Genomic DNA, 25,736 nt, shown 5'->3' with positions numbered 1-25,736 from the left:
CGACCGTGTCGCTGACCTGCTGAACCGTCGCCCGCGGCAGACGTTGAACTGGGACACGCCCGCCGAAAGGCTCAATCAGCTGCTACTGTCGCAGAGCGGTTGATGCACTGACGGGTTGAGCCCGCCGTTCCCTTGGCCTTTCGGCGTCGGGTTAGCCATTGGACCCGAGAACATCCCTCCAAGTTCCCCCCAACTACGTTGGGGATACGACAAGACGCCTCATGGCGCAACACCGGTACACGGTCACGTGATCAACCTCGAGGCCCCGTTCGGCGAGCAGCTCCTCGACATCCCGGTACGACAGCGCGAACCGCAGTACCAGCGAACCGCCAGCACGATCACCTCCGGCGGAAACCGGAACCCCGCGAACTCCGACACCGAAACCGGAACCGGAACCGGAACCGGCGGAGCGACCGCACCTCGACTCATCGGTCGATCATGCCCGGCCACCGGTCCGGGGACCGTCACGGCCGATACAACAGAGCCGGCGCGGTCAACTCCGTATTTCACCATGCATGATTATCGCGACCTGTTCCGCGTGCGACTATTTGCCAGGATGCCGTGGGCGGTCACAACTGCCCGTTCATTGCGACGTAAATCTTTTGTGCGTTTTCCGTCACGCCGTCTCTCGTGGCCGGAGAGCGCGGCGGAGGCAGCCCAGCAAGCGGCAACAAGGAATTCTCGTGCCGGACGGGGACTCACTGCGACGTTTTCACCACTGCACGATTTCGCGTGTTACGACCTGGTCGCCGTGCCGCGTGCGTGCCGTCCCTCGGAACGTGACAGCGCCCGCGGGACCGCCCGCGCTCAGGCCGGCTCGACGTGGGTGGCCAGCCACCGCAGCATCCGGTCCCACGCGTCGCGGGCGGCCTGCGGGTCGTGGGTCGAGGGCCGCTCGGGCGTGTGGAAGGCATGCTGTGCGCCCGGATAGCTGATCAGCTCGGTCGGCACCGAGGCCCCGGCGGCCTCGGCACGCAGTCGCCCGATCTCCTCCAGCGTGACCCAGGTGTCGTTCTCGCCGTACAGCCCGAGCCACGGGGTGCGCAGACCGCCGGCGACGTCCAGCAGCGGCGGGGCTCCGGACCAGTAGGGCTCGGTGACGGCGCCGCCGTAGAAGGACACCGCGGCGCCCAGGCCGCGGCGCGCGGCGGTGAGGAACGCCGCCGTACCACCCATGCAGAACCCGATGGCCGCGGTCCGACCCGGCGGGAACCCGGCCGTGGCCAGGTACTCCAGACATGCGTCCAGGTCGGCGGCGATGCCGTCCGCGGTCAGCGTCCGCATCTTCGCGGCACCGTCGGCCAGAGGCACCTCGGCAACGCCGTCGCGGTGGTAGAGGTGTGGCGTCAACGCGAACCATCCCTCGTCACGCAACTGCTCGCACACCGAAAGCACGTACGGGGTGATCCCCCGCGCATCCGCGAGAACGATGACCGCGCCGCGAGCCGGCGACCCGGGCGTGGACATGGCGGGCCGCGGAGCGGCGACAGTCACCGGGACTCCCGCCTCCGCCTTCCCCTCTCCGGCGGTCTCCCCCACTGCGTGGCCACCGGCGTCCGTCGCGCCGCTCGCGGCAAGGCGCATCGTCTCAAGCGTCATGGAGACATCATCTGGCACGCCGGACACGAGGCGTCGGTCGCACCCGGCCGAGCATGGTTTTCTTCAAGCTCGTAGAAAGCCGACTCGATCTCCCACCGCTCGTGGTAAAGCTCGATCAGTTCACGGGCGGGGTGGCGGTGGTGGTCCAGCAGCGTGGTCGCGAACCGGTAGGCCTCGGTGCGCCGCCCGCCCGGAGTCGTGATGGTGATCTCGCAGGAGATGATGCGTACCCGAAGGTCTCCGATCTGGGACCGGAACGACCCGTCGGGGTAGCAGCACAACACTGGCGGTTTGCGAATGGCGGGCAACCGGGCGCGGTTGATCCTGCGGATCACTCATCGTCGGCCCCCTACACGCACCCATGGCATCCCGGGCGTTCTAAGGCTTCCCAACGATTTCTTGATCGAGCAGGCGCTGCTGGTGACCGTAGATACCGCTGGGCACGGACCGCCGTCATGGTGCCCGCGACGGATGCTTATCGGGTACGGATGCCACGGTTCCAGATTCCGGTTCGGCTGGGAAGACTGCGACCGGCGACCTCGCCGCTTGCCTCTACGCGTTCGGGCAACGGTGGGGCCCCGAAAACAGCCGGGACAAGATCTTCGGGTTCGCCCCCGGCAACGGCATCCGTATCATTCACCTGAACCAGGGCAACACCGGCCGGATCACTGCCGGCGACGGGTCTGGCAAGACGGCGCACTGATCCTGTCCTTCCCCGATCGGTGGATCGCGGTGTGCCTCGCGTTCCAAAGCCAGGCCTGGCACACCGACGACACCACCGGCCACACCCTGCCCGGCATCCCACTCGCCGACCTGACGGCCGTCCCGCCCCCGGCGAACCCGACCGTCAGGTCCGCATAATCGCCGCGCTGGTCAACCCGACCGGGCCCAGCACCAGGCCCCGCTCCCCACCCTCACCCTCCCCGCCGGGGACACCGTCCGTCTCCCGATCCCGAGACCGCTCACGCTGGGCGATCAGGGAGGCACCATCACCCTGCTCAACGCCGCCGGCCTCAAAGTCAACGGTGTCGCCTACACCACCGCACCCGAAGGACGCATCCTCACCTCTAACCCGCCGGCACAACCAGCGCCTCGGATGTCCTGCGTTTCCCGAGCTGGTCGACACCGGCGACGATCTCCGGCCCCGCCCCTTCGGCGGCATCAGCGCCACCGTGGATGAGACGGGCTAGTCCGATCACTTCCCGATCGCCATGACCGCCACCGAAACCGATTAGCCTCACGGGCGCGCAGCCATGCGCGGGGCGGCCGGCGTGCCTCTCCCGGCAGGTTCATCCGGCCGGCGGCCTTGATCGGCGCCGGACTGGCCGCGGGGCTGTCTCGCTCGGCGATGCCGATCTGTCGGGAGGGAGGGTGGCCCATACACATGGCCCCTTCCCGCCACATGACCCCTTCCCGACTCATGTGCCGCCCAAGGGTGCTCCACCCGCGGGGTGGCAACACTCCCATCCAGAAGACTTTCAGTCATGTTTAACCAATTTCACAGTTGCGACGAACCAATCCCGCCGATCACAGGATACGGTACGCAATACGTCGCGGATACACGGTCCGCGCATAGGGACGAGGAACGCTCATGGCACAGAAGACCATCGTTTCGCTGATCGACGACCTCAGCGGAGAGACCGCCGACGAGACCGTCCGATTCGGGCTGGACGGCGCACAGTACGAGATCGACCTGTCCGAAGCGAACGCCACGAAGCTGCGGGAGTCACTGGCCTCGTTCGTCGCGACGGGTCGCCGTTCCGGTGGCCGTGCCGGCAGCGGACGGCGCGCCCCGCGCGCCGTTTCGCCGCGCTCGGGAGGAACCGACCGCACCGCCGACATCCGCGAGTGGGCACGCAGCAACGGCTACACGGTGAGCGACCGGGGCCGTATCGCGTCAACCGTCGTCGAGGCATTCGACAAGGCCCACTGAAACACCTGCGATCGCGGCGGGAAGGTCGGCGGTGGCCGGGGGCGCGGACTGCTACTGGTGACGGCCGGAGGCGAACATCCAGGCCAGGTGCGTGCCTGGAATATCGCGGATGGTGTGGATGACGAGGCGTAGCCGGTCCGGGTCCATCGTCGGCTCCAGGTGCTGCGCGTCGGCGAGGACAGCACGTTCGGCTTCGTCGAGATCGCGCAGCCGTTGGATGATGCGCGTGTGTACCTGTTCGAGTGCGGTGTGCTCGTCGCAGGCCGTGGCGTGGCGGAGAACGATGACGTAGTTGGTGGTCTCGCCGCGCGCGGCTTCCCGAGGCAGGGACACCACGTCGTTGCACCAGGCGACGATGTCACTGGAAGCCGCGCACAACTCGGTCCAGCCGCGGGTGGTGACAAGGGCCGGGGGAATTTCGGTCCGGTGGACGACTTCCAGCAGGTCGAACATGAACATGGCATTGTCGTCCCGGCGCAGGGACGGGTATTCCTCCGGGCTGGCCAGGGTGCCGTTCTGCCGGTGGGCGATCTGGGTGAGGAACGCGTCGCGGTGGTGGTGGATGTGCTCGAGGATGCGGCGACGCCACTGTGCGGACATCCCTCGGGCGGTGCGGGGCCACAGGTCCGCCAGGGCAGTGACCGAGGCAGGGGGTGCGGCGGGCGTGGGCTGCCCCTCGATGATCGAGGTGATCGCGGCGTAGGTGGCGTGCACGATCTCGGCGCTGTGGCCCATCGCCCCTTCGTCCTGCTCGTCATCGAGGTGGAACAGCCACAGCACCCACTGGGCGAAGACCTCGACGGCGTGCTGGGGGGCGTCGGGCAGGATGCGGGCGGCCAACAGGTGAAAGCCGGCGGCGTCCAGCCGGGCACGCTCGCGGGCGTCGGCTACCAGGCCGACCCGGGACGCCCAGGTCAGGAGGTGTTCGCCGATCTGTTCGGCCGCGGGGTGCATCCGCTCGGGGATGCGGATGCCGAAGTCGGGTCTGGACATGGCGGCGTGGGAGAGCTGGGTCATGGGCTGGCCTCGGTGGCAGAGAGGAGGTGCGGGCGGGTGCGCTCGACTGAAGTGCCTTCGCGACCAGGAAACCACACTCCGTCATCATCTCGTGACAGGGCGGCTCGGTGGAGGCTTACGGCCATCTTGTCGAGCACCTGTGGCTGTCAACGGCGAGAAAGCGGCCCCCCTCCGGTGCGGATCTCGTCACGTCAACGCCTGCCGGCAAGCGACAAGATCACGACGAGGTGTGACAGGCAGGCGATGCCGGGTCGCCGCGCGTCGGCCGATGCGCGTCGCTGGCAGGAAGGTGCGGCCGTTCGGGGATCGTCTCCGTGTGCAGGCTGGGAGAGGCGGGTCCCCTTCGGGTGCTGCCGGTGTGTGGTGTTTTGCCTGCAGACCGGCAGTGTCCTGGGGGACGCTGAGTGGTGAAGCAGCCGCGGTCCGACACCCCGGGTGTGAGGGAGAGATCTGGCCATGCGCGGAATTCGCAACACCGCAGTCGCTCTGGGTGTCCTGGTCATGCTGGCGGCCTGCAGCATCGAGATCCGGGGTGGCGTCGACAGTGGACCGGCGCCGGGGAACATTCCAGCTACCCCGGCGATCCCGCCGGACACCGCCGCGCCGGCTACGGCTGGCGGGCTGACCCGCAATCGAGACACCGAAGCCAGGATTCCCGACCTGTTGTCGCAGACGCGCGAGCAACTGCCGGCCGGCGCGGTCGCGCTCAGCAGCGTCACGTTCGCGGTCTACCACCAGCCCGGTATCGACTTGCCCAACGGCGACATCCTCCTCGTCCGCGGCGCGCTCACCGACCCCGACACCCTGCTCGCCGCGGCGCGCAGCCGTCCCGGCCAACAGGGCCCGCCCCTCGATGTTTACCTCGGACCAGGGCTGCGAAGCGTGTGCACACAGTCACCTGACGCAAGTGGTTACCTTGCATCGGTGTGCGTCTGGGTAACCGCCGACAAGTTCAGCCAGATCAGACCACTTGTTCCTATCACTGCACCCGTTCCACCGCCGACCACCGCAGAACTGGCCGAGCTCATGCAAAAACTGCTACCGGACCTGCAGTAACGCTGTCGAGAACGATGGAACCACCGGGCTACCCGGCCCGCCGGCCGACAACTCCGGACCCCCAGCACCCGGGACGCGTTCACGCCCGCGCGTTCTTCCTCACGCCGGCACCGGCCGCGGTCGGCACCGACCCACGGCTTCGGCTGGCAGCCCCGTTCACCGAACGCACCCGCGCCGTCCGATCGCGGACGGCTGGACGTCCGGCGTGCGTCGGGCCCTCCGAATGCAACAGATCCCATAGGAGAAAGTGGATTCCGGCGCCTCGCTTCCTCGAAACGCAACAGCGCCCGGCTTCGGCACATGGCACTAGGAAAGGGAATTCTTCATGAGCCGCCGTATCAGCCGGGGCAGCCGCATGCTGGCCACATAGATCGCGGCAGAAGCAACGTAGTTCCAGCTTCCCAGAGACTCCTGTCCAGGTAATGGCAGAAGCGTGTAGGTGATGAGCACGCCAGTCGCCAAGAACATCATGGTGACCGTCAGCCCGCCGATCCACGGTGGCAGGTCGGTCATTGAACGCGGTCGGGACCGTACCGGCCCGAGCGTCTTGGAGTCCACAGCTTCACTGGTGTTCGTTGTCACTCCCTCCACACTGCCCTCTGTCGTCGAACCATGCACAGGGACCATGAAGACAGGTTACAGTGCTTCTGGTCCACGCTGCGACCGAATGTCCACCCTCAGCACAAAAACTGGTGCCTCCACGCGGTGCCCATCGGGGTCAGGTGAAGCATCGCCAGCGTGGGTAGTCGGTGACGTGACGGTAGCAACCGGCAGATCGGAGGACCGGATGGCGCCTGTGCTCTCGGGGCCAGAAGGAGCACCCTGGCAGGACGGCAAGCGTTATATGTGGCTGACGGCATTAATGGTACCGCTGGTCACCATCGCCGGCTTTGGATTGTGGCATCGTACCGAATTCTCCCTGCACTGGTGGATCACACCACTGTTCGTCTTCGTCGCGATTCCTCTGATGGAACGGACCGCCAAAAGAGATTCGGCCAACGTGCCGGAAGTGGTATGCGCGACTCTGGAGGTGGATCGGTACTACCGTTGGTGCGCGTACCTTTACCTGCTACTGGCTGGAGCGGCTCTACTTGCTGGCGCCTCCGCATGGTCCAGCAACAAGCTGTCGCCAGTTGCCCAGCTTGGCGTGATCTTCTCGGTCGGCACAGTGACAGGTGTTGGCATCACCACCGCGCATGAACTCGGCCACAAGAGAAGCTCGATGGAACGCTGGTTGGCCCGGCTGATGCTTGCAGCCACCTGCTACGGCCATTTCTATGTCGAGCACAACCGCGGCCATCATGTCCGGGTCGCGACCTCGCTCGACCCGGCCAGCGCACGCCTGGGCGAGACGTTCTGGCGGTTCTGGCCGCGGTCTGTATTCGGTGCTCTACGTTCGGCCTGGGCTCTGGAGGCGCACCGGCTCCGCCTGCGCAGGCTTGGCGTCGTGTCACTACGGAACGAGGTACTGCTCGGCTGGCTGCTGACCGCCGCACTGTTCGCGGCCCTGATCCTGGCATTCGGCAGTGGCGTGCTGATATTCCTCGCCGCCCAGGCCATCGTCGGAATCAGCCTTCTCGAGGGTGTCAACTACATACAGCACTACGGACTTTCTCGTGCTGTCACCGCATCCGGGCGGCCGGAGAAGGTGGGTCCACAGCACAGCTGGAACAGTGATGCGGTGATCACCAACCTGTCGTTGTTCCAGCTTCAACGACACAGCGACCACCACACCAATCCGACTCGCCCCTACCAGACGTTGCGTTCTTTTCCGGATGCACCCCAACTACCGGCGAGTTACGCGGCGCTGCTACCGATCGTGTTCGTCCCTCGGGCTTGGTTCGCCATCATGAACGACCGCGTCGTCGAACGATATGACGGAGATGTCACCCGCGCGAACATCGCACCGTACCGTCGCACCGCGCTCGTGGAGCACTACCACAAGGCGTCGATGACCTCACCCCTGCCCACCATGTCCGAGACAGGCCAGGGCGATGGCCCCGACCCGGACAGCCGTGGCGCCATCCCCAGCACCGTGTCCCGCGCCCCGTAGGCCTCGGGTGGCAGGACCACGACCGGCGGTGGTGACTGAGTGTGGTCCCGGTGAGGCTTGGTGGCAGAAGGGCCTCTGATCCGTTCGGTGTGAGGCGCCTCGATGTGTCAGGTGCGGAGCGGATCGTCTGGTTGAGCTGGCGTTTTCGGGTTCGGCATCAGAACACGGCCGAGTGTTCGACTCCCACGGCCGCGGCACCCGGGCGGCTCGGTGCAGCGGTCCCGGCGGCCAGCTGTTCGCAGCTGCCTCGGCAGGTCGCGGAGCCAGCGCTTCCGCTGCTCAGTCGCCGGCGTCCCAGGCGAGTTGTGTGACATCGATGGCTTCGGACTCCGTAAGCCGTTCGAGAGCGGTGATCGTCGCCCAGCCCCGCCGGAGCAGGGCGACGTCGGTGCCCGGACCGGCCTCCTCCGAGGTCTCGCTGAAGGTGGTGGTGATGTAGCCGCGTCCCCGTTCACCGATTCGCGCCTGCACCGCGCCGAAGGGCGCCAGAACCGCCGGCCGCATTCCGTGCAGCTGCTCGGACGGCAGGTCGGGCACGTTCACGTTGAGCACGAACGGCGCGCCGCTGTACGACAGCAGCCAGTCGACCGCGCGGCCCGCGACCAGCGCAGCTGACTCCCAGTGGACGGGCTGCGCCGCGGCGCACGAGACAGCCAGTGCCGGCAGGCCGTGGGTGACCGCCGTGAGAGCCGCCCCGACCGTGCCGGAGTGCAGCACGGCCTGCCCGGTGTTCGGTCCGTGGTTGACGCCCGTGAGCACGACGTCGGGTTCCGGGCCGAAAGCACCGCGGACACCCACGAAGACGATCAGCGCGGGCGACGCGTGGACGGACAGAGCTGTCAGATCCGGGACGCCGTCGAGCGAGCGTTCCTCCACCAGCAGGCGCCCCTGCGACTCCAGCGCGGACAGGGAGGCGCTGCTCCCGCTCCGCTCGCCGTCGGGCGCCGCCACGGTCACGTCGAGACCACACGCGACGGCGGTCCGGACGAGGGCGCGCAGACCACCGCTGTCGATACCGTCGTCGTTGGTGATCAGCGCGTGCATCAGCGCGTGGCGCCCTCGCCCGCCGGGCAGATCTCCACCCGGGCCGCCAGACGTTCGATCAGGTCCCGCTCGCCGGTGGCGAGCCCGTGCCGGGTTGTGTTCAACGCACCGGCCGCCGCCCCGAGGCGCAGCCCCTGCTCCATGTCCGCCCCGCGCGCCAGGGCGGCCGCGACACCGGCCGTCATCGAGTCACCCGCGCCGCGGTGGTCGAGCATCGTGAACCGGGGCGTGCGGATCTCGGCCGCGCGGTCGCCGACCAGTGCCAGCGCCGGCTGCTCCGCGCGAGACACGATCACCGTCTCGGCACCGGAACGGGCCAGCTTCCCCATGACCGCCCGCAGCTCGTCCGGGTCGTCGGAGTCGACGTGCCCGTCCCGCACGAGATCGTCGTGACTGACCTTGAGCACGGCGATCCCGCCCTCCAACGCCGCTGTCAGACACTCCCCCGACAGGTCCGCCACCACCCGGGTACCCGCCCCGGTCAGGTCCGCCGCCAGCCGCCGGTAGGTGTCGACGGGCAGCACGCCCGCACCGTCAGGTCCACCGAAGACCGCCACACCGGCGTCGAGCCCTTCGATCAACGCCGTGTTGTACAGCCCGTCGAGTTCGTGGCGGGCAAGCGGCGGCGCCGGAGCCGTCGCCACGGCCTCGCGCTGTCCAGCGCGCCGGTCGTGCACATACCCCCCCGAAACCGGCCGGACGGCGACACCGCTGCGCCCCAACAGGGTCAGGAGCACCTCGCCGGTCTCGCCGCCGAACGGCGCGCACAGCCTGGCCTCGACGTCCAGCACCATCATCAGGTGTGCGATCCACACCCCCTGACCGCCCGCGTGCAGGTGGATGTCACTCGCCCCGTCAGGTCGCGCCTCGATCGTCACGGTCAGCAGTGGTGACGGGGCGAACACCATGACCCGCGGAGATCGGGATCGTTCTCCCCCGATCGTCCGTGGTTCGGGGCGCGTCGTGACGGATGCAGCCACGCGGTGACTGTTCCCGCCCGGCGGGTCCCGACACGCCCTGTCGCCCTACCGATGGGCCCACCGGGCCCGCCGAGGCCTCCCTGACCGAACGGGCCGCGCCTGCCATACCGCCCCACCCCGCGCCGTGGCGCGACGTGCCCGTCCGTGGGCCTCCGCTCTCAGCGGCGGGGAGTTCGGACGTCCAGCCAGACCAGCCGGTGGTCGGAGCTCGGGAACGGGTAGGTGCCGGTGAGCTGGGACAGCGGGTCCGAGGACCGCGGCCAGAACACCCCGGCGCCCGCAACGGCGAGGGTGTACGACGGCAGGACGTAGTCGGCGCGCAGGTTGCCCGGGGCCGTGTCCGCGAAGTCGGCTGTGTCCTGGGCAGAGTCGCCGCGGTGGGTGGCATTGGCACCGCCCTGCAGTACGGCGGCCTCGACGGCACCGGCGCTCGTCGGGGTGGCTGAGCCATTCACCCAGCGGCTGTTGAGCAGCTGGGTCGCAGCGGAGGCAACACTGTCACCGTCGAGCGGGTCGGCGTTCATGTCACCGGCGATCACGAACCGCTCGCCCGGCTTCAGCCCACCGCGACGGCCCCGGTCGTCGTGAATGTAGAAGCCCGCACCAGGGCGGATGTAGTCGGCCCAGAACCGGATCTCGTCGTGGTTACGCAGCCCGTTTCGGTCTTCCGGCCCGTCGAACGTGGGCGGGGTGGGATGGCTCGCCAGCAGGTGCACCGTCTCCCGGCCGATCCGGATCGGGACGTCCCAGTGGCTCTTCGAGGAAAGCCTGAAGGCCGCCAGCTCGCGCGGCGAGTACCAGTCGGCGGGCGCCGTCGTGGCCGGGTTGTCGGGCAGCAACGCGCCCGGCATGTCCTTCCAGCGGAAGTTCTGGAAGGTCCGGACGGCTCCGGTGTCAATGGGGAACCGCGAGTAGACGACCATTCCGTACTGCCCGGGGAAAGCACCGAAGCCGAGGGAGTCGTCTCCGTAGCCGGCGGCTCCCGGGGTCGTGACGACCTGGCCGTCGTTGTTCAGGTCGAAGCCGGAGGCGACGCCGGTGTTACTCGGGGCGACGTACCGGTACGGATAACGCAGCGCCTGGGCGCCGCCTTGGCTCTTGGCCAGGTAGTTGTCGGCGAACAGCCGCGCGGCCACCGGGTCGTGGTCGAACTCGTTGATGAGCAGGACGTCCGGGTGGGCCCGCTGGATGATCTCGGCGACCGTCCGCGCCTGGGCGTTGTCCGGCGTCGACAGGTCCGTCCGCAGCTGGCCCGCCGTGGCCCGGTTGAGCGAGGCGTTGAAGGTGGCGAACCGCAGGGTGCCGCCGCCTCTTCCATCGATACCGGATTCTGCGGCCCGGGAGGGTGACGCCTCCGCCACGGCACCCAGCGCGCCGACGACAAGTACACCGGCCGCGGCGGCGGTCACGGCACGAATGATCCTGCGAGGATGCCGGTTCACGGGGCCCTCTCCATACCTTGGGGAGATGCTGACGAATACGGTCAGGACGTGCTGACAAGATCAGGGCTCGGCCAGGATGATCGTGCTATCCGTGACGCACCGTGCGCAGCCTAGGGGCCGAAGATGAACCGCTCCGGACCCTGGGGATACCAGAACGCTTACATTTCTGCCCGGCCAAAGGCCGGCGGTGTGTGCCAGGAACGCCGCGTCGCTGGGATCGGCCTTGCAGGCCCCTGATCCCCTGAGATTGACGAGCAGCAGACCGCCGCCGCCCCGACACAGCCCTGGTTACCGCGGGTTCGATATTTTTCCCCCGCGCCCGCAGCCGATATGACCGATCACACGGAAGGGCGGCGACCACAGCGAAACGCTCGGATCCAGGCGTAGGGAGAGCAGCTATGACGGCAGGCCGACAGGTCGGCATCCACCGCTCCGGGACCTTCAGTCTGGGCGGGAAGGTTGTGCACCGGCTCGGGTTCGGCGCCATGCACCTGGCCGACCCGGATATCTGGGGTCCACCCGTGGACCGGGACAACTCCGTCCGGGTCGCACGCCGCGCCGTCGAGCTTGGCATCGACTTCATCGACACCGCGGACGCGTATGGCTTCGGTGTGACCGAAGAGATCCGCCGGGAGGCACTGCACCCATACCCTGATCATCTGTTGATCGCCACCAAGGCAGGCCGAACCCAGACGCGGCCTCGGGAATGGGTTTCTCTCAGCCGCCCCGAGTACCTTCGCCAACAGTGCGAGTACAGCCTGCGACGCCTGCGGGTCGACCGTATCGACCTTTTTCGGCTTCATCGCGTGGATCCTGAGGTCCCGTTCGACGACCAGATCGGCGAGCTGAAAGCGCCGCAGCCCTCTCGGCGGCTCCGGTGACCCGGTGGTAACCATCGCCGCGTGGCTACCGCCCGGACCGGCCTGCCGCCTCCGCCTCCAGCCGGCGGGCGAGGTCGGCTTCGGCCGCGCGGCCGAGCCGTTCCAGTGCCAGGGCCTTCATCTCGTAGTGGAGGGGGATGTCGGGGCCGGATTCGATCGCCTCGTCCGCGGCGGCGAGGGCCTCCTCGTTCCGCCCCAGGTTCAGCAGCGCCATCGCCCGCACATTGCTCGCGTAGGCCAGCAGGCCGGCCGTGACGCCGAGCGCCCGGGTGTCCCTGCTCAGCTCGCTGACGCGCCGGGCGGCATCGAGCGCCTCCTCGTACCGGCGGGAAGCGTTGAGAACCGAGGCGAGGCGGGCCAGCGCGACCATGTGCAGGGGTGACAGCCGCAGCGCGCGGTCGAACCAGGCCGCGGCGGCGTCGAGCTGCTGGCGGTCGGAGAGCCCGTCGGCCTTCTCGAGGATCGCGCTGACGTTGGTCGGGTCGAGCCCGAGGAGCGTGTCGTACGCCGCGTCCGCCTCGTCGTGCCGGCCCAGCCTGACCAGGGCGCGAGCCCTGCCCTGGTGGGCGGCGTAGTAGGTGGCCCGCCCCGCGACGGCCCGTTCGAAGGCGGCCAGCGCATCCTGGTGGCGGCCCTCGCCGGCCAGTTCGGTGCCCTCGTTGAACCGGAGCACCGGCTCCGGGTAGCGGCGCGCGGCCAGGCTCTCCCGGTGCGAGCCGTCGAGCAGCTCGCCGTCGCACCGGCGGCAGCCGCCCAGCGGGCCGGCCGGGCCCGGCCGGGCGAGCATGCAGCGGTCGCAGTAGGTGGTCCGGCAGTCGGCGCACACGGCGTACGTGATGGAGAAGTGCTCGGGATCCTTCCGCGCGGCCGGGTTTCCACCGGGGATGACCGAGACGGAGATCATCCGTTGGCAGCTGTAGCCCCCGCAGTAGAGAAGCATCACCACGTCCCTTCGGTTTGTTGTTGTCGGCTGGCCCGGGCCAGCTCGGCGCGGATCCCCGCCGGCCGGATCCAGCCGAGGCCGGCGTCCCGCAGGCCCTCGAGCAGGCGCTCGACGTCCTCGTTCGTCCACCTGGCACCGCGCCAGCGGTGGCGCCGCAGGAACGCGTCCAGGTGCCAGCGGGCTGACTCGTCCCAGTCGACCGCGGCCGGGAAGGCGTGGTCCCAGTCGAGCTGCCACGCCCGTACCCGGCCGTCCTCGCCCAGCGACAGCAGCGTGCGCGCGTCGGCGCTGGCGAGCACCGCCCGGACGGCGCCGCGGTGTGCCGGCAGACTCCGCGGGCAGCTGCCCGCGGCGAGGTCCCAGACGCGGACGGTGCCGTCCGCCCCTCCGGACAGTGCGAACCGGCCGTCGGCGGTCAGCCCGAGCGCCGTCACCGCCCCGTCGTGGCCGGTCAGCCGGTGCCGCGGCTCGTGCCATCCACCGTCGTCGGCGCCGGTGAGGTCCCAGACCCACAGCGATCCCGCGCTGGTCGCCGCGACCGCGAGCTGACCGTCCTGGCTCATCTCGATCCTGGTCAGCGGTTCGCGGCCGCACAGCAACATGCCCCGCAGCTCACCGGTCGGCGGGTCGAACAACCGAAGGGCGCTCGCGGTGCTGCTGGCGGAGATCCCGAGGCAACCGCCGGGACCGACCCGGGTCGTGTGCGCGCTCGTCACCCAGCACGGGACGGTGGCGGGAGGCGCGTCCCGCGGCAGCTCCCAGACGAACGCGAAGTGCAGGCGCTCCAGGCCGCCGACCACCTCGAACTCGTGGGAGACGAGGAAACGCGCGTCGGCACCGAGGGTGAGCCCGGTGACGAACCTCGGCGAGTCCCGCATCGTGCGCAGGCACCGCCGCGTCACCGTGTCCCAGACCTTCAGCGTGCCGTCCCGGCAGCCGGTGACGAGCAGCCGGCCGTCCACACTGGACGTGACGGCCTCCACCGCCGCCGGGTGGTCGTCGAGGGCGAACAGGCGCTGCCCGGACTCCACCTCCCAGACCAGCAGGCTCCCGTCGTCGCCGCCGGTCAGCGCGAACCGGCTGTCGGGAGTGAACCCCACGCAGCGGATCTGCGGCCCGAAGGTCGACAGCCGGTGCCGGCGCTCGCCAGTGGCGACATCGACGAGCACGGCGGACGAGTGCTGCCGGCTCAACGCCAGCCGGCCGTCCGGGCTCAGCGCGAACCCGCCGGCGACCAGCGGCGAGTAGTCGCTGCGGGTGCCGGCCGCGATGCCGAGCTGGTCGGCCAGGCCGGCCGGGGGGTCGGGCAGGTCGCGCAGGTGCCAGGCCCCCAGCAGGCCCGTCCGCCGGCCGTGCCGTCCGACGGCCGCCCACCGGGTGAGCAGGTCCGCGTCGCGTTCATGGCCGGCGACGCCGCGGGCCGCCCGGAGCTCGCCGGCTGCCTCCGCCCAGCGGCCCTCCCCCGCGAGCCGGTCGCCGCGCCGTGCCGCGAGCTGGACGGCGCCCGCCTCGCGGGACGCCTCGCCCGCGTCCCGCGGCCGCGCGTAGCTCCACGGCGACAGCGCCACCGGCGGCCCGGCGGTCCGCCACACCAGTACCGAGGTGCCCTGGCCGCAGGCAGCCACCTCACCGGCGTCGTCGAGCGCCAGGACGCCGTCACCCGGGCCGGGCGGGGTTCCACCCGGGCCGGGCAGGGTCCGCAGGCAGCGGCCGGCCGCCAGGTCCCAGACCTCCACGCCGCCCGCGACGGACATCACGGCGCGCCGCCCGTCGCCGCTGACCGCGCCGAAGCGCCGCGTCACGGCGAGGGTGCGGAGCTCACGTGCAGCCGCCGTGTCCCAGACCTGGGTCCGGCCCTCGCCGTCGACGACGCCCACCCGGCCGCCGGCGCCGAGCAGGCCGGTCATCCGGTGGAACTGGACCGAGTGCAGGAGCTGGCCGGCGGCGGCGTCCCAGACCCGGAGCCGGTTCGTCCCGGGCTCCCAGTGGACGACGCGCCGCCCGTCGGCGCTGACCGCGACCTGTTCGCCGTGGCTGTGGTCGACCCGCCGCCGCCGCAGCGCCCGGGCCAGCCGGCCGCCGGCGACGTCCCAGACCAGGAGCGCGCCGTCATCGGCCACCGACGCCGCGGTCGTGCCGTCCTGGCTGACCGCGACCGACCGCACCCGCAGGGAGTGTTCGCCGAACCGGTGGAGCGGCCGCCCCGAGACGACGTCCCACACCACGACCGACCCGTCGTCTCCCCCGGAGACCAGGACCCGTCCCGCGCCGTCGAGAGCGATCGTTCCGATCGTGCCCGCGTGGCCGGGCAGCACGGCCACGCATCGTCCGCCAGCGGTGTCCGGCACTGCGGCGGCACCACCGTCGACGTCCCAGACGCGGATCTCGGCGGCGGCGTGGCCGGGTCCCGTCGGCCGTGACGGATCCGCCGCGGCGGCGGCGACCCGGCGGCCGTCGCCGCTGACCGCCACCGCCTGGATGGGGTTGCGGTGCCCGGCGAGGATCCGGGCCACCGGCACGGGTGCTGCCCGGCGGGCGGATGCGAGGGCCCGGGCGACCTGGGGGTCGGGCCCGCCGGACGGCCCGGACGCGCCGGAGCGGGCGGCCGCCGCGGCGAGCAGCGGTTCCGCGCTGCCGGGATCGCCGCGTTCGAGATGGACGAGCCCGAGCAGGTGGTCGTCGAGCCAGTGCTGCCGCCGGTTGCCGGCTCGGATGTCCGCCAGCTCGGCGACGAGCTGCAGGTCCGTGCACGCACCTGTCCGCCAGCGGTGCAGGCCCTGGTTGTAGACGGCGTGCGCGTGCCGCGGGTCCGCCCGCAGCGCCTGCTCCCACAGTGCCTCGGCCTGCTCCGCCCGGCCGAGGTCGAGCAGCGACAGCGCCTGGTTCGACAGGCCGTCGGCGAGCATGCGCACGGCGGACGGCCGCTCGCGCGGATACGGCTCGCCGACCACCGTGCCGTAGAGGGCGACGAGCTCCTCGGCGACCTGTTCCATGCGGGACGGCCGGTCCGCCGGCCGGCGCGCGAGGCAGCGTCGGAGCAGGTCGGCGACCCCCGAGGGCAGGGCGGGTGGAATGTCGGCCGGCCCGGTGACGCGCGGGCGGTTCGCCGGCGGCCGGCCCACGAACGACTCCAGGGCCGCGTCCGCGAGGTGCCCGTACCGGGGCGGCGGCCCGCCGGTGAACAGGTCCAGGACGCTGACCGCCCACGACCAGATGTCGGTGGCCCGGGAGACCCGCACGTACCGGCCGGCCGCCGCGTCCGCCTGCTCCGGCGAGCAGTAGGCGGGTGTGAGGCCGCCGTAGGTGACCAGCACGGTGCCGGCCGGGGCGGCCGCGGCATCGACGGCGCCCGCGGCGCCGATGGCCGCCCCGGCGGCCGGTGTCGGACCGCCCGCCACCATCCGCGCCCGGGCCAGCCCGAAGTCGGTCACCTTCACCGTGCCACCGCGGGTCAGCATGACGTTGGCGGGCTTGACGTCCTGGTGGACGAGCCCGCTGCGGTGCGCGTGCTCCAGGCCCCAGGCCCCAGGCGAACTGGATCGCCACGTCGAGCACCCGCCGCAGCGCCTCGGCCGGCCCGCCCCGGTACAGCCGGCGGCTGCGGACGGCCTCGGCCAGGCTGCCGCCGTCGACCCACTCGGCGAACACCCGTGGCACCGCGCCCAGCCGGCGCACGTAGGCGCAGCTGACGACATGCGGATGCAGGCCGAGCGCCATCCAGGCCTCGGCCTCGTGCTCGAACGCGACCCGCCCGCGCTCGGTGGCGACGAACTCGGGGCGGGGCGCCTTCACCGCCAGCTCGATGTTCCAGCCGCGGTGCCGGACCCGGTAGACCAGGCCCATCGCGCCGGAGGCCACGACGTCCAGGACGTCGTAGAGCCCGAGCACCACGTCACCGGGACGCCAGGGCCGGTCGGGCCCGGCCGGCCCCGCGGCCTCACCCACGGTGGCACCCACATCGCGAGGCGCGTCGACCATGGGCGGAGTCTGTCACGTTACGTGACGATTTCGACCGGGCTAGGCCTATCGGACTCCGGACACCGCGAACCCCAGGAGCCCCAGGAGCCCCAGGAGCCCCAGCGCGCACATCGCCCTGACGGGGCCGGTCCGGGGCCTGGCCCGCGTCGGACTCAGACCGGCGCGAAGAAGTGGGTCCCGTCGCGCTCCAGCTGTGCGACCAGACCGAACTCCCAGTCGAGGTAGGCCTGCATCGACTCGTCGGCGTTGTCCGTGCCCTCGTACGGCCGGCGGTAGCGGTCGGTGGCCGGGGTGAGGAACCGCTGTTCGCCGGTCTCGAGCGCGGCACCTGACGCGCGCCAGGCCCGCGTACCTCCGGCGAGCGCGAAGGCCGGCAGACCGGGTCCGGCCGCGAGGTCGGCAACCGCCCAGCGGGCAAGATCGCCGGTGGGCGAGGTGACGACGAGGCGCGGGTGTGACGGCAGCCTGCGCAGAGCCGGCTCGAGCTGGGCCCGGATCGCGAACCACGCCCCCGGCAGATGGCCCTGTGCGTACTCCCGGCTCGGGCCGATGTCGACGACCACGGCGGTGGACGCCGCCAGCCAGGCGGCCAGTTCCGCGGGCTCGACCTCGTCGACCACCGGCGGGTCAGGTGCCCGGGTGGCCGCGTGCCCCATCTCCGTGAGGCCGGGGCCGGCGTCGACGGCGTAGGTCTCCCAGCCCATCTGGGCCAGCCACGAGGCCGTCATGGTGGCGCGGACCCCGTCGTCGTCCGCGAGGACGAGGCGGGCGCCCCGGACGGGCGCGAAATGGTCGGTCTCCTGGACCAGCTGCCCGCCGGGCGCAGGGCGGAAGCCGGGCAGGTGCCCCGCCACGTACTCGTCCTCGGTGCGGACATCGAAGCGGTACACGGTTCGCCCGGGATCGTCCAGGGTCTCGAGCTCGCCGGGTTCGAGCAGGCGCACGCCCGCGCGCAGCGCCATCTCCCGGGCACCGCGCCGCGCTGCCTCGCGGTGATCCGCCCGTACCTGGGCCGGCGCGCGACGGGTGGCCCCGTGGTCGAGACCGAGGCCGGCCAGCTTCCAGCCGATCGTGCCGTTGCGCAGCGCCGTGACCGGATTGGGCAGACCCGCGTTGACGAGTGACTGGGTGCCGATGATGCTTCGCGTGCGACCGGCGCAGTTGACCAGGATCGGCGTGCGAGGGTCGGGTGCCAGCTCACGGATGCGCAGCACGAGCTCGCCTCCCGGAACGCTCACCGCGGACGGAATGCTCATCGTGTGGTACTCGTCGAACCGCCGTACGTCGACGATGAGCGGCGGCGTCTCGCCGAGCAGGCGTCGGACCTCCTGCGCCGGCAGCGAGGGTGTGTGCCTGACCGCCTCGACCAGCTCACCGAACGCCTTGCTGGGCACGTTGACGTCCCGAAAGAGCTCACCGCCGGCCGAGCGCCAGCCGTCGAGCCCGCCGGCCAGCTCCCAGACCTGGGAATAGCCCAGCTGGTGCAGGCGGGCGACCGCGCGCGGCGCCAGATCAACGCCGTCGTGCTCTCCGTAGACCACGATGGGCGTCTCCGGGCGTGGAACGCGCTCCCGGATCTCCGCCTCCAGGCGTGAGAGCGGAAGGCTGGCGGCCCACAGCGGGTGCTCCTGCGCGAAGGGATCCTCCTCCCGCAGGTCGAGCAGGGCGATCTCCTCCCGCCTCAGCAGGAGGCCGCGTACCTGGCCGGCGTCCAACGTTCGGATCACTCCCGCTTCCTGCGCACGTTCCACGGGCCCCATTCTTGCCGGTGCCGGGTCGAACCGCCCGGGTCCGCGGAGCCGTTGCACTCTGCGGAGGGGCCGTCCCCTCGGACCGCACCGACCCGCCACCGGGAGGCCCGTATGCCGCGACCGACCGACTGGTCGCCGCTGGGGCTGAAGGCCGACCCCACCCCGGGGGACCCCGAGGCGCTGGTCAGCGTCGCCGACTTCATGGCCACCATGGCCCGGCACGCGCAGACCGCCGAGACGGGCCTCAACCAGGTGGTGGCGAAGAGCGGGCAGGGCGCGTTCGCCGGCAAGACGGCGGACTGGCTGCGTGAGACCGTGTCGACGGCGGTGCGCGAGTTCATCGGCGGTGTCCGCACGGCGTTCCAGCAGACCGAGCCGGCGATCCGTTCCTACATCTCCGTGCTGCGGGAGACCCAGACCAGGGCGGACACCGCGCTCGCCGGGGCGGCCGGCCTCGCCGCGGACGACCCGCGCCGCACGACACTCGCCAGCGACGCGACCCAGGCCGGCGCGGACCTGAAGAAGGCCGCGAACACCGCGGCGAGCGCGGTGCGGGCGGCGCGCAGCCAGATCCACTCGCCGAACCCGAAGAAGACGGCGTGCCAGATCTTCTGGGAGATCTTCGGCTGGATCGTGCTGGCGATCACCGTGGTAGCCATCTTCGTCGGCGGCCCGCTCGGCCTGGTCGCGCTCGGCCTGAACGCCGTCATCGCGACCAAGGCGCTGGTCGACTTCGCCTCGGGGAAGACCAACGTCACCGGTCTGGTGCTGGGCATGCTGGGTCTGCTGGGCCCCTCGACGAAGCCGCTGATCGCGCTGTCGACCTGGAAGAGCATCGGCGCGGGCGCGGTCCAGTTCGCGAAGAACGTGGGCGGCTCGGCGAAGGCCTCAATCACCGCCCTCGCCGGTGACTTCTGGCGCGCCTTCACGGCGATCACGTTCGCCGGTGTCATCGCCGGGATCGGCGACATCGCCGGGACGATCGCCGCCACGACCCGCACCGGCGCACTATGGGTCTTCACGGCGTTCACCGCGGCGGACGGCGCGGCGGCGAAGGGCCTCATCTCGCTGAAGAACTTCGTCGTCACCTTCCCGGCGGCGACATCCGCCGCCGTGGCGAAGCTGACCGCGGCGGCGGGAACCCTGCCGGCCGCCGTCGGCGCGAGCGTCCGTGCCGTTCCCGGGTACGCCAAGGACCTGGGCGGCTGGCTCGTCGGCGGGCTGAAGGGGTTCGGCCGGGTCCTGAGCAACAACTTCGGCGGCTGGAAGTGGCTGCGGATCTTCATGCCGATCAACGCGGCGGAGATCGGCGTCCTCGGCGTCCGGGACGCGTTCCGGCTGGCGGTCTTCGGACGCGGGATGCTGCAGTCCGAGCGCTACGCGCCGCTGGCGAACGAGATCCGGCTCGCGCAGGTGGCGGGCGGGCCGGTACGGGTCAGCGACGGCATCCTGCGCGCCAACCTGGACGGGCCGGGCCTGACCCGGACCGACAGCGGCCTCATCGTGCCGGACCCACCACCGTCGGCGTCGGCGTCCGGCACCGCGTTCGCCTCCGACGCCGCGTTCGCGTCCGGCGCCTCGGCCCGCGCGATCGATCTCTCGGGGCTGGACACGCCCGCGATCACCGTCCAGGCTCCGGGCCTCGCGGGCGCGGCGGGCGGCGCCGTGCCGGACCTCGGCAAGATCGCGACCGGCGCCGCCCCTGGTGCGCTCTTCTCCACCCTGCCGAAGCTCGACCCGTCCGGCCTGACGAGTACGGCCAGTACGGCCAATGCGGGGCTGCACCTCGACATCCCTCCGTCGTCCGCGGCCCTGCCGCTCGGGTCCGTCCCGACACCGTCGTTCGGCACGGCGTCGTTCGGCACGGCGTCCCACGCGGCGCTGAACCCGCTCGGTGATCTGCCGGCGGGCGTCATGCCCGAGGTCCGGGCCGCGCTCCACGGGGACATCAGCGCGGTCCGGATCTCCGACACACAGATCGCGTTCAACCTCGGTACCGCGCCCGACGGGATGGCGCTGCCGGGGCAGCCCGTCCCCCACCCGGCGGCGAGCACGACCGGCCAGCTGATCACGCCGGACGGGCTGGCTCCGTCCGTGGCGTCGGCGGCGGCCGTCTCCGTCCCGAGCCCGCCGTCACTCAGCCCGCTGGCGGCGCAGGTCCCGGCACCGTCGAACCTGGCCCTGCCCACGCACCTGGCCCAGCCCGGCCTGCACATCGGGCTGAACGGCGTGGAGGTCCGCGGTGCGCACGCTCCCCTGGGCCTCGACGGTGCCGCGACGAACCCGGCCGCAGTGCACAGCGCCACGCCCGGCCCGGTCGCCCACGTCACGCTGGACCCGGGTGCCACGCCCACCAGCACGCTCGACGCGCCGCCCACCGGCCTCACCGAGCTGAGCATGCTCCGGGCCGGCGACCTCCAGGCCGTCCACATCAGTGATCTCGGTGTGGTGGCCCGCGCGGACGGCGGACAGCCGCCGGCGCCGGTCGCCTCGGTCCATCCGGTCGACGCCGCCCTCGACCTGCTCGCGCCGCCGCCCGCCGGCGCCCGGGGGCACGGCGCGGCCCTGGCGACCCCGGCGACCCCGGCAGCTCCGGCGACCCCGGCAGCTCCGGCGGCCCCGGCGATGCACCTGCCGGCCGGTCTGCCGGACGGCGCGGGCACGGGCACGGGCGGCAGCGCCCACGGACCGCGGACGGCCGAGGTCAGCGCGGCCCTGGACGATCTCGGCCGGATCTCCGCCGACGTGCGGGCGGCCCGGGCGAACCTCGACGCCGCTCGCTTCGGCGGCGGTGCCAGTCAGCCGGGGGACCTGCCGCTGGCCGTCCGCGCGGAGAAGGACCTGCGGGTCCTCGAGTCCGTCCAGACGAAGATGATCTCCGATCTGCGGGCCGCCGGCGTGGCGGATCCGCTGGCGGCGGCCAGCGAACGGGCCTGGACCGACTTCACGGTCGCCCGGCACCAGTTCGCGGACGCCCAGTCGGCCTACCAGCGGCTGCATCCGGACATCAACGCGACCCCGCACGGTGAGGGTTCCGCCGCCGCCAGCAAGGGCAAGAGCGTCGCGACCCCCGCCCAGCTGGAGGCCGGCGCGGATCTGGCGGCGGCCGCGAACCGGTTCGAGCTCGCCCGCGGTCAGCTCGACGATCTCGGGCTCGATCCCGTCCGGCTGCAGGCGATGGACGACGAGGCGCTGCGGCTCTCCCTGATCGAGCGGCCCCGGCTGCCAGGTGGGTCGCGGGCGGGTGACGTCCGCCAGCTCGGAGCGGACGGGACCGTCCACGGCTACGGCCGCGACCTCGCCCACGGCCTGCGGCTGAACCTCGACGCCGCGCCGCCGCCCGGCACGGCCGGTGCGCCCGGTGCGCCCGGTGCGCCTGGCACGCCCGGCGCCGCGCAGGCGGTGCCCGAACCGGGTGCGGTGGTCGACGCGCACGGCACCGAGGTGATCCGCGGCAACGTCACCGAGCTCGACCACGGCGGGTTCCGGCTCGCCGAGACCGGCCCGAACGGGAGGTTCCACGAGTACGACGCCGGCGGGAACCTGACGCGCCTGGACGTCTTCGACACGGCGGGGCGCCCGCTCGGCGCGGTCGAGATCGACGTGCTCGCCGGCACCGGCCGCCACCTCGACCCGGCCGGCGCGCAGCGGGACTGGACCACCGTGCAGGTGGAGAACACCGGCAACATCCGCCTGGGCAACGCGCACGGAGAGTCGCAGGTCTACACGCCGGGCGGCAGGCTCGTCGAGGAGATCGTGGCTCCCCGGGACCCGGGCGGGGCGGTCGGCCCGACCCGCATCCACATGACCGTGGACGCGACTGGTCACCAGACCCAGCAGCTGCGCCGCGGCGACGCACCGGTGGCGAACGTGCGGGTCGAGGTCGACAACCACAACTACCGGATCACCGACACGAGCCGCTCCGGCCACTCCGGCGACCACACGGTCGTCGGGCGCGACGGCACGCTCCTCTCCGAGCGGATCAGTTTCCTCAAACGGAACGGGCGGGCGGACGGCACCTGGCTGTCCATCGACCACGCCGCGGGTGAGTGGACCAGGATCAGGGCCTCGGGCGCCCGCGTGCCCGCCCACCGGGAGGCCGCGCCCCGCCCGGCCGGGGCGCTGCACCCCCAGGCCCCCGTCCCGCCCGGCTACAACACCCGGGGTGCCGTCGTCGTCACGGCCGGCGGCGAGCTCCGACTGGTCGGCGCGAACAACAGGCCGCTCTACGCCCGGGAGTTCCTCGGGGACGGCGGCGGCCATCCCCGGCCCACCGTGGAGATCTTCCGTGGCACGAACGGCCGGCGGTACTGGCACCAGTGGGACGGCACCGGTGGCCTGTTCGGCGGCGCGCAGGGCCACGGCATCCGCGTCTTCGGTGACCTGCCGGAGGGCCAGCGGTGGACGGACACCAGGACCAGTGGCGGTCTGAACCGGGCGGTGCGCGAGCACCGCACCACCCTCGACGGCGGCGTCATCCGGGCCGAACGCCAGCCGGACGGGTCGTGGCGCTGGTACCGCTTCGACCGGGACGGCCAGCTGACACTCCAGGGCACCCGGGACCACCAGTGGCTCACCCGAGGCTGGAAGGACCTGCACACCGGCCCGGACGGCCGGACGGTGATGGCCCAGGGCTACGAGTCGGCGTTCAACCCGCTGTCGAAGGCCCTGCAGTACCACGAGTACGCCGTCGCCCCCCGCCCCGGCGGCGGTTTCGGGGTCTCCGACCAGTTCACGGCGATGTCCCCGCAGGGCAAGGAGGTGCGGGCCCGTGAGGCCCTCGGCGGCGGCGGCGCGCTGCTGACCAAGCGGTGGGTCGAGCAGAAGGCTCCTGACCTGCTGTGGAAGACCCCGGCGAACATCCCCGGCGTGGCCGGCCGGGGGGTGGCACACACCGTCGGATCGAGGCTGGGGGCCGTCGACTTCCCCAACCCGGGCCTGCTGCTCGGCGACAGCCGCTTCGTGATCTACAAGTGGACGGAGGTCAACGCGGCCGGCAACCCGGTCGCGACCGGGATCCGCACCGTCACCCCGGACAACGCCATCGCCGACTTCACTCCCGACGGGCTGTTCGTCCGCGGCTCCCTGAAGCTCGACAACGGCAACACGCTCGAGGTCGGGCGGGCCGCGGACGGCACGTGGGCGTCGCTGGACGGCAACCTGCCCACTGCGGGACCGCGCACGCTGCCCTGGAAGGAGACCGCGGGGGGCGTGACCGTCCGCAGTGGCGACCGGCACTTCCTCAACGACGGCCGGCACTGGGTCGACACGATGCCCGGCGGCGGGAACCCCCCGCAGCTGCTCGCCCTGCGGTACACCGCCCCCGGGGGTGACGTCGTCCACCTCCTCGACCCGGCGCAGGCACCGCCGTTCAACCCCGCCCAGCACGGCGCCGGCCCGTTCACCCCGGCGCACAACGGGGCGACGACCGTCCGCAACACGATGGGCCAGATCGTCGCCCGGGCGGAACAGTGGGTCTCCCACCAGCCGGCCGCGGCCGGCCAGGCCCCCGCGCCGATCACGGTGCGGGCCTCGGGTGACCCGCGGAAGGGCACCTGGACCTGGACCGACGGCACTGCGGAGGGGATCCGGACGTCCAGCCGCAACGAGCGGTGGAGCGGCTCCTGGGACGACTCCTACCGCGACTTCCTGCGCACCGGCGGGGTGCAGAACCTGATCCGCGACCTGCACGCCCTGGACAAGGGAAGGGCGCTCACCGCGCAGCGGATGCCGGACGGTACCTGGCAGGCCGAGATCCGGGCCGCCGACGGCACGGCGGTCGCGGGCAGCCGCGGCGTCCGCGAGTTCGGTCATCCCGACGGGACGTGGCGCGGGGACGCCCCGCCCGGGACCGGCCAGACGCCCTGGCGTGACCTCGACGCCAGCGGAAACGTCCTGCGCCAGCTCGTCGACGGGCGGCTGCGGGAGTACACCGCCCCCCGGCCACCGGCCACGCCGCCCGGCGCCGGTGCCTGGAAGGAGTACGACATGGGCGGCGTCTTCCGGCAGAAGGTCGACCTGGGCAACGGAACCTTCCGGGAGACCGAGAACTACTGGAAGCAGTGGCGCGAGACCGATGCGGACGGGCGGCTGCTGCGCTTCCAGTCCATGTCCGGCACCGTGTGGGAACGCAGCCCGCTGAACAGGTTCTCCATCCAGCACGGGCACTTCGACCTCGTCGGCCGGGAGGTGGAGTACCGGGGGCCCACGAGCGAGTTCCGCGGGAAGAACCGCCTGTGGCGGGAGTCGAACCGGCTCCAGTACGCCGCGGTCGACGGCCAGGCCGGCCAGTTCGTCGGCCAGGCCCGCCGGACGTTCCAACGGGCGTCGCTGGAGTACGGCCAGGAGTTCCTCATCGACTTCACCGTCCAGGTGCTGTTGGCGCTGGCCTTCAACCAGGGCAACCTGGCCCCGCAGGACTGGCTGCGCGCCCTGGTCGGCGCCGGCGTCTCGACCAGCATCAAGACGCTCAACACCGTCGTCCACGACCTGCCCGCCCTGAAGGTGAAGGGGTTCCGGGACGGGATCGCCAACGTCGACAGCGGCAAGGACTACAACCGTTATCCCTACCCGAACGACAAGACGTGGGACAACGACTGGGCCGCCGCCGAATCGCCGCCCCGCTGGCGGGGAACCGGCTACGACTACTTCCAGTCCACCATCGCCGTGGGCTTCCTCAGCGCGTTCGTGGCCAACGCGGTGAACGCGGCCGCGTTCGGCCTGCCCAAGGAGAACGTGCCCCTCGTCGCCGGGTCGGCCGCCCTGGCCGGTGCCTGGGGCGGCGCCGGGACGCTGGCCGTCAGCGCGGTGATCGGCGGCGCCCGCACGCTGGCCCACCAGCTCAGTTCCGGCCGCGCGTTCCACAAGGGCGGTGGGGTGGACATCGCCGCGACCTTCCTCGAACGCTTCGCCGAACGGGCGCTCGGGACCTACGTGATGCTCACCGCCATGCAGATCCGCCCGGCCGACCAGGGCGCGCAGCCAGTCCTGCGGGGCCAGGTTGCCCTGGTTGAAGGCCAGCGCCAACAGCACCTGGACGGTGAAGTCGATGAGGAACTC

The 25,736-nt window shown here is 71.7% G+C and carries 16 protein-coding genes and 2 pseudogenes; 7 read left to right on the top strand and 11 right to left on the bottom strand.

Annotated elements, in window-relative coordinates; translation table 11 throughout:
• Positions 1 to 232: 232 nt before the first annotated feature.
• From AB1460_RS27330 to AB1460_RS27320, 3 genes and pseudogenes are all read right to left on the bottom strand, one after another.
• A pseudogene (locus AB1460_RS27330) lies at positions 233 to 429 on the bottom strand (IS6 family transposase); the annotation flags it as partial.
• 378 nt (positions 430 to 807) lie between these two features.
• Entirely contained in the window at positions 808 to 1,599 is a 792-nt protein-coding gene (locus tag AB1460_RS27325; protein ID WP_368964982.1) for a dienelactone hydrolase family protein, read from the bottom strand.
• Positions 1,596 to 1,907 carry a hypothetical protein gene (locus AB1460_RS27320; RefSeq protein WP_420497386.1) on the bottom strand — a complete coding sequence of 104 codons (312 nt, stop codon included), beginning with the start codon at positions 1,905 to 1,907 and terminating at the stop codon, positions 1,596 to 1,598. The genes AB1460_RS27325 and AB1460_RS27320 overlap by 4 nt, the downstream gene beginning before the upstream one ends.
• Positions 1,908 to 2,029: 122 nt before the next feature.
• On the opposite strand from AB1460_RS27320, the pseudogene AB1460_RS27315 reads away from it, so the two are divergent.
• From AB1460_RS27315 to AB1460_RS27305, 3 genes and pseudogenes are all read left to right on the top strand, one after another.
• Positions 2,030 to 2,322 (top strand): annotated as a pseudogene (locus AB1460_RS27315) (DUF2278 family protein); the annotation flags it as partial.
• A 9-nt stretch (positions 2,323 to 2,331) separates the two neighbouring features.
• Entirely contained in the window at positions 2,332 to 2,460 is a 129-nt protein-coding gene (locus tag AB1460_RS27310; protein ID WP_368964981.1) for a hypothetical protein, read from the top strand.
• Between the two features lie 730 nt (positions 2,461 to 3,190).
• Positions 3,191 to 3,532 (top strand): histone-like nucleoid-structuring protein Lsr2, encoded by a 342-nt coding sequence (locus AB1460_RS27305; RefSeq protein WP_368964980.1) that lies wholly within the window; start codon positions 3,191 to 3,193, stop codon positions 3,530 to 3,532.
• Between the two features lie 51 nt (positions 3,533 to 3,583).
• Here AB1460_RS27305 and AB1460_RS27300 read toward each other — a convergent pair whose 3' ends face one another.
• Positions 3,584 to 4,549 carry a terpene synthase family protein gene (locus AB1460_RS27300; protein WP_368964979.1) on the bottom strand — a complete coding sequence of 322 codons (966 nt, stop codon included), beginning with the start codon at positions 4,547 to 4,549 and terminating at the stop codon, positions 3,584 to 3,586.
• A 456-nt stretch (positions 4,550 to 5,005) separates the two neighbouring features.
• On the opposite strand from AB1460_RS27300, the gene AB1460_RS27295 reads away from it, so the two are divergent.
• Positions 5,006 to 5,605, top strand: coding sequence for a hypothetical protein (locus AB1460_RS27295; protein WP_368964978.1), 600 nt, complete (start codon positions 5,006 to 5,008; stop codon positions 5,603 to 5,605).
• A 306-nt stretch (positions 5,606 to 5,911) separates the two neighbouring features.
• Here AB1460_RS27295 and AB1460_RS27290 read toward each other — a convergent pair whose 3' ends face one another.
• Complete coding sequence (locus AB1460_RS27290) at positions 5,912 to 6,187, bottom strand: hypothetical protein (RefSeq protein WP_368964977.1); 276 nt, start codon at positions 6,185 to 6,187, stop codon at positions 5,912 to 5,914.
• A gap of 205 nt (positions 6,188 to 6,392) precedes the next feature.
• On the opposite strand from AB1460_RS27290, the gene AB1460_RS27285 reads away from it, so the two are divergent.
• On the top strand, positions 6,393 to 7,658 hold the full coding sequence (locus AB1460_RS27285; protein ID WP_368964976.1) for an alkane 1-monooxygenase: 1,266 nt from the start codon (positions 6,393 to 6,395) through the stop codon (positions 7,656 to 7,658).
• A 279-nt stretch (positions 7,659 to 7,937) separates the two neighbouring features.
• On the opposite strand, the gene surE is transcribed toward AB1460_RS27285, so the two are convergent.
• The 3 genes from surE to AB1460_RS27270 form a co-directional block, all read right to left on the bottom strand.
• Positions 7,938 to 8,702, bottom strand: coding sequence for a 5'/3'-nucleotidase SurE (gene surE / locus AB1460_RS27280; protein ID WP_368964975.1), 765 nt, complete (start codon positions 8,700 to 8,702; stop codon positions 7,938 to 7,940).
• Complete coding sequence (locus tag AB1460_RS27275) at positions 8,702 to 9,610, bottom strand: 1-phosphofructokinase family hexose kinase (RefSeq protein ID WP_368964974.1); 909 nt, start codon at positions 9,608 to 9,610, stop codon at positions 8,702 to 8,704. The genes surE and AB1460_RS27275 overlap by 1 nt, the downstream gene beginning before the upstream one ends.
• Before the next feature lie 230 nt (positions 9,611 to 9,840).
• A complete protein-coding gene (locus tag AB1460_RS27270) occupies positions 9,841 to 11,091 on the bottom strand; it encodes an endonuclease/exonuclease/phosphatase family protein (RefSeq protein WP_368964973.1) in 1,251 nt (416 codons plus the stop codon).
• Positions 11,092 to 11,522: 431 nt separating this feature from the next.
• On the opposite strand from AB1460_RS27270, the gene AB1460_RS27265 reads away from it, so the two are divergent.
• Complete coding sequence (locus AB1460_RS27265) at positions 11,523 to 12,005, top strand: aldo/keto reductase (RefSeq protein WP_368964972.1); 483 nt, start codon at positions 11,523 to 11,525, stop codon at positions 12,003 to 12,005.
• Positions 12,006 to 12,030: 25 nt separating this feature from the next.
• On the opposite strand, the gene AB1460_RS27260 is transcribed toward AB1460_RS27265, so the two are convergent.
• The 3 genes from AB1460_RS27260 to AB1460_RS27250 all read right to left on the bottom strand — a co-directional run bounded on the left by AB1460_RS27260 (position 12,031) and on the right by AB1460_RS27250 (position 18,686).
• Positions 12,031 to 12,945, bottom strand: a complete 915-nt coding sequence (locus AB1460_RS27260; RefSeq protein ID WP_368964971.1) for a tetratricopeptide repeat protein — start codon at positions 12,943 to 12,945, stop codon at positions 12,031 to 12,033.
• Positions 12,945 to 16,643: a protein kinase family protein gene (locus tag AB1460_RS27255; RefSeq protein ID WP_368964970.1), complete on the bottom strand. Its 3,699-nt coding sequence runs from the start codon at positions 16,641 to 16,643 to the stop codon at positions 12,945 to 12,947. Before AB1460_RS27255 ends, AB1460_RS27260 begins: the two co-directional genes overlap by 1 nt.
• A gap of 435 nt (positions 16,644 to 17,078) precedes the next feature.
• Complete coding sequence (locus AB1460_RS27250; protein ID WP_420497385.1) at positions 17,079 to 18,686, bottom strand: rhodanese-like domain-containing protein; 1,608 nt, start codon at positions 18,684 to 18,686, stop codon at positions 17,079 to 17,081.
• Positions 18,687 to 18,788: 102 nt separating this feature from the next.
• On the opposite strand from AB1460_RS27250, the gene AB1460_RS27245 reads away from it, so the two are divergent.
• The coding region (locus AB1460_RS27245; RefSeq protein WP_420497384.1) for a hypothetical protein at positions 18,789 to 25,736 on the top strand (6,948 nt) is incomplete at its 3' end.

Source organism: Parafrankia sp. FMc2, assembly GCF_041008525.1.
Lineage (GTDB): Bacteria > Actinomycetota > Actinomycetes > Frankiales > Frankiaceae > Parafrankia.
The sequence above is the reverse complement of the archived record's forward strand: the minus strand, read 5'-3'. Positions and strand labels throughout refer to the sequence as shown.

Bases quoted from the DNA above. Each gene is read 5' to 3' on its own strand.
- surE (WP_368964975.1), bottom strand. From the start codon at position 8,702: ATGCACGCGCTGATCACCAACGACGACGGTATCGACAGCGGTGGTCTG.
- AB1460_RS27295 (WP_368964978.1), top strand. From the start codon at position 5,006: ATGCGCGGAATTCGCAACACCGCAGTCGCTCTGGGTGTCCTGGTCATG.
- AB1460_RS27275 (WP_368964974.1), bottom strand. From the start codon at position 9,610: ATGGTGTTCGCCCCGTCACCACTGCTGACCGTGACGATCGAGGCGCGA.
- AB1460_RS27265 (WP_368964972.1), top strand. From the start codon at position 11,523: ATGACGGCAGGCCGACAGGTCGGCATCCACCGCTCCGGGACCTTCAGT.
- AB1460_RS27305 (WP_368964980.1), top strand. From the start codon at position 3,191: ATGGCACAGAAGACCATCGTTTCGCTGATCGACGACCTCAGCGGAGAG.
- AB1460_RS27250 (WP_420497385.1), bottom strand. From the start codon at position 18,686: ATGGGGCCCGTGGAACGTGCGCAGGAAGCGGGAGTGATCCGAACGTTG.
- AB1460_RS27285 (WP_368964976.1), top strand. From the start codon at position 6,393: ATGGCGCCTGTGCTCTCGGGGCCAGAAGGAGCACCCTGGCAGGACGGC.
- AB1460_RS27325 (WP_368964982.1), bottom strand. From the start codon at position 1,599: ATGACGCTTGAGACGATGCGCCTTGCCGCGAGCGGCGCGACGGACGCC.
- AB1460_RS27260 (WP_368964971.1), bottom strand. From the start codon at position 12,945: ATGCTTCTCTACTGCGGGGGCTACAGCTGCCAACGGATGATCTCCGTC.
- AB1460_RS27300 (WP_368964979.1), bottom strand. From the start codon at position 4,549: ATGACCCAGCTCTCCCACGCCGCCATGTCCAGACCCGACTTCGGCATC.
- AB1460_RS27255 (WP_368964970.1), bottom strand. From the start codon at position 16,643: ATGTCGTCAGCTGCGCCTACGTGCGCCGGCTGGGCGCGGTGCCACGGG.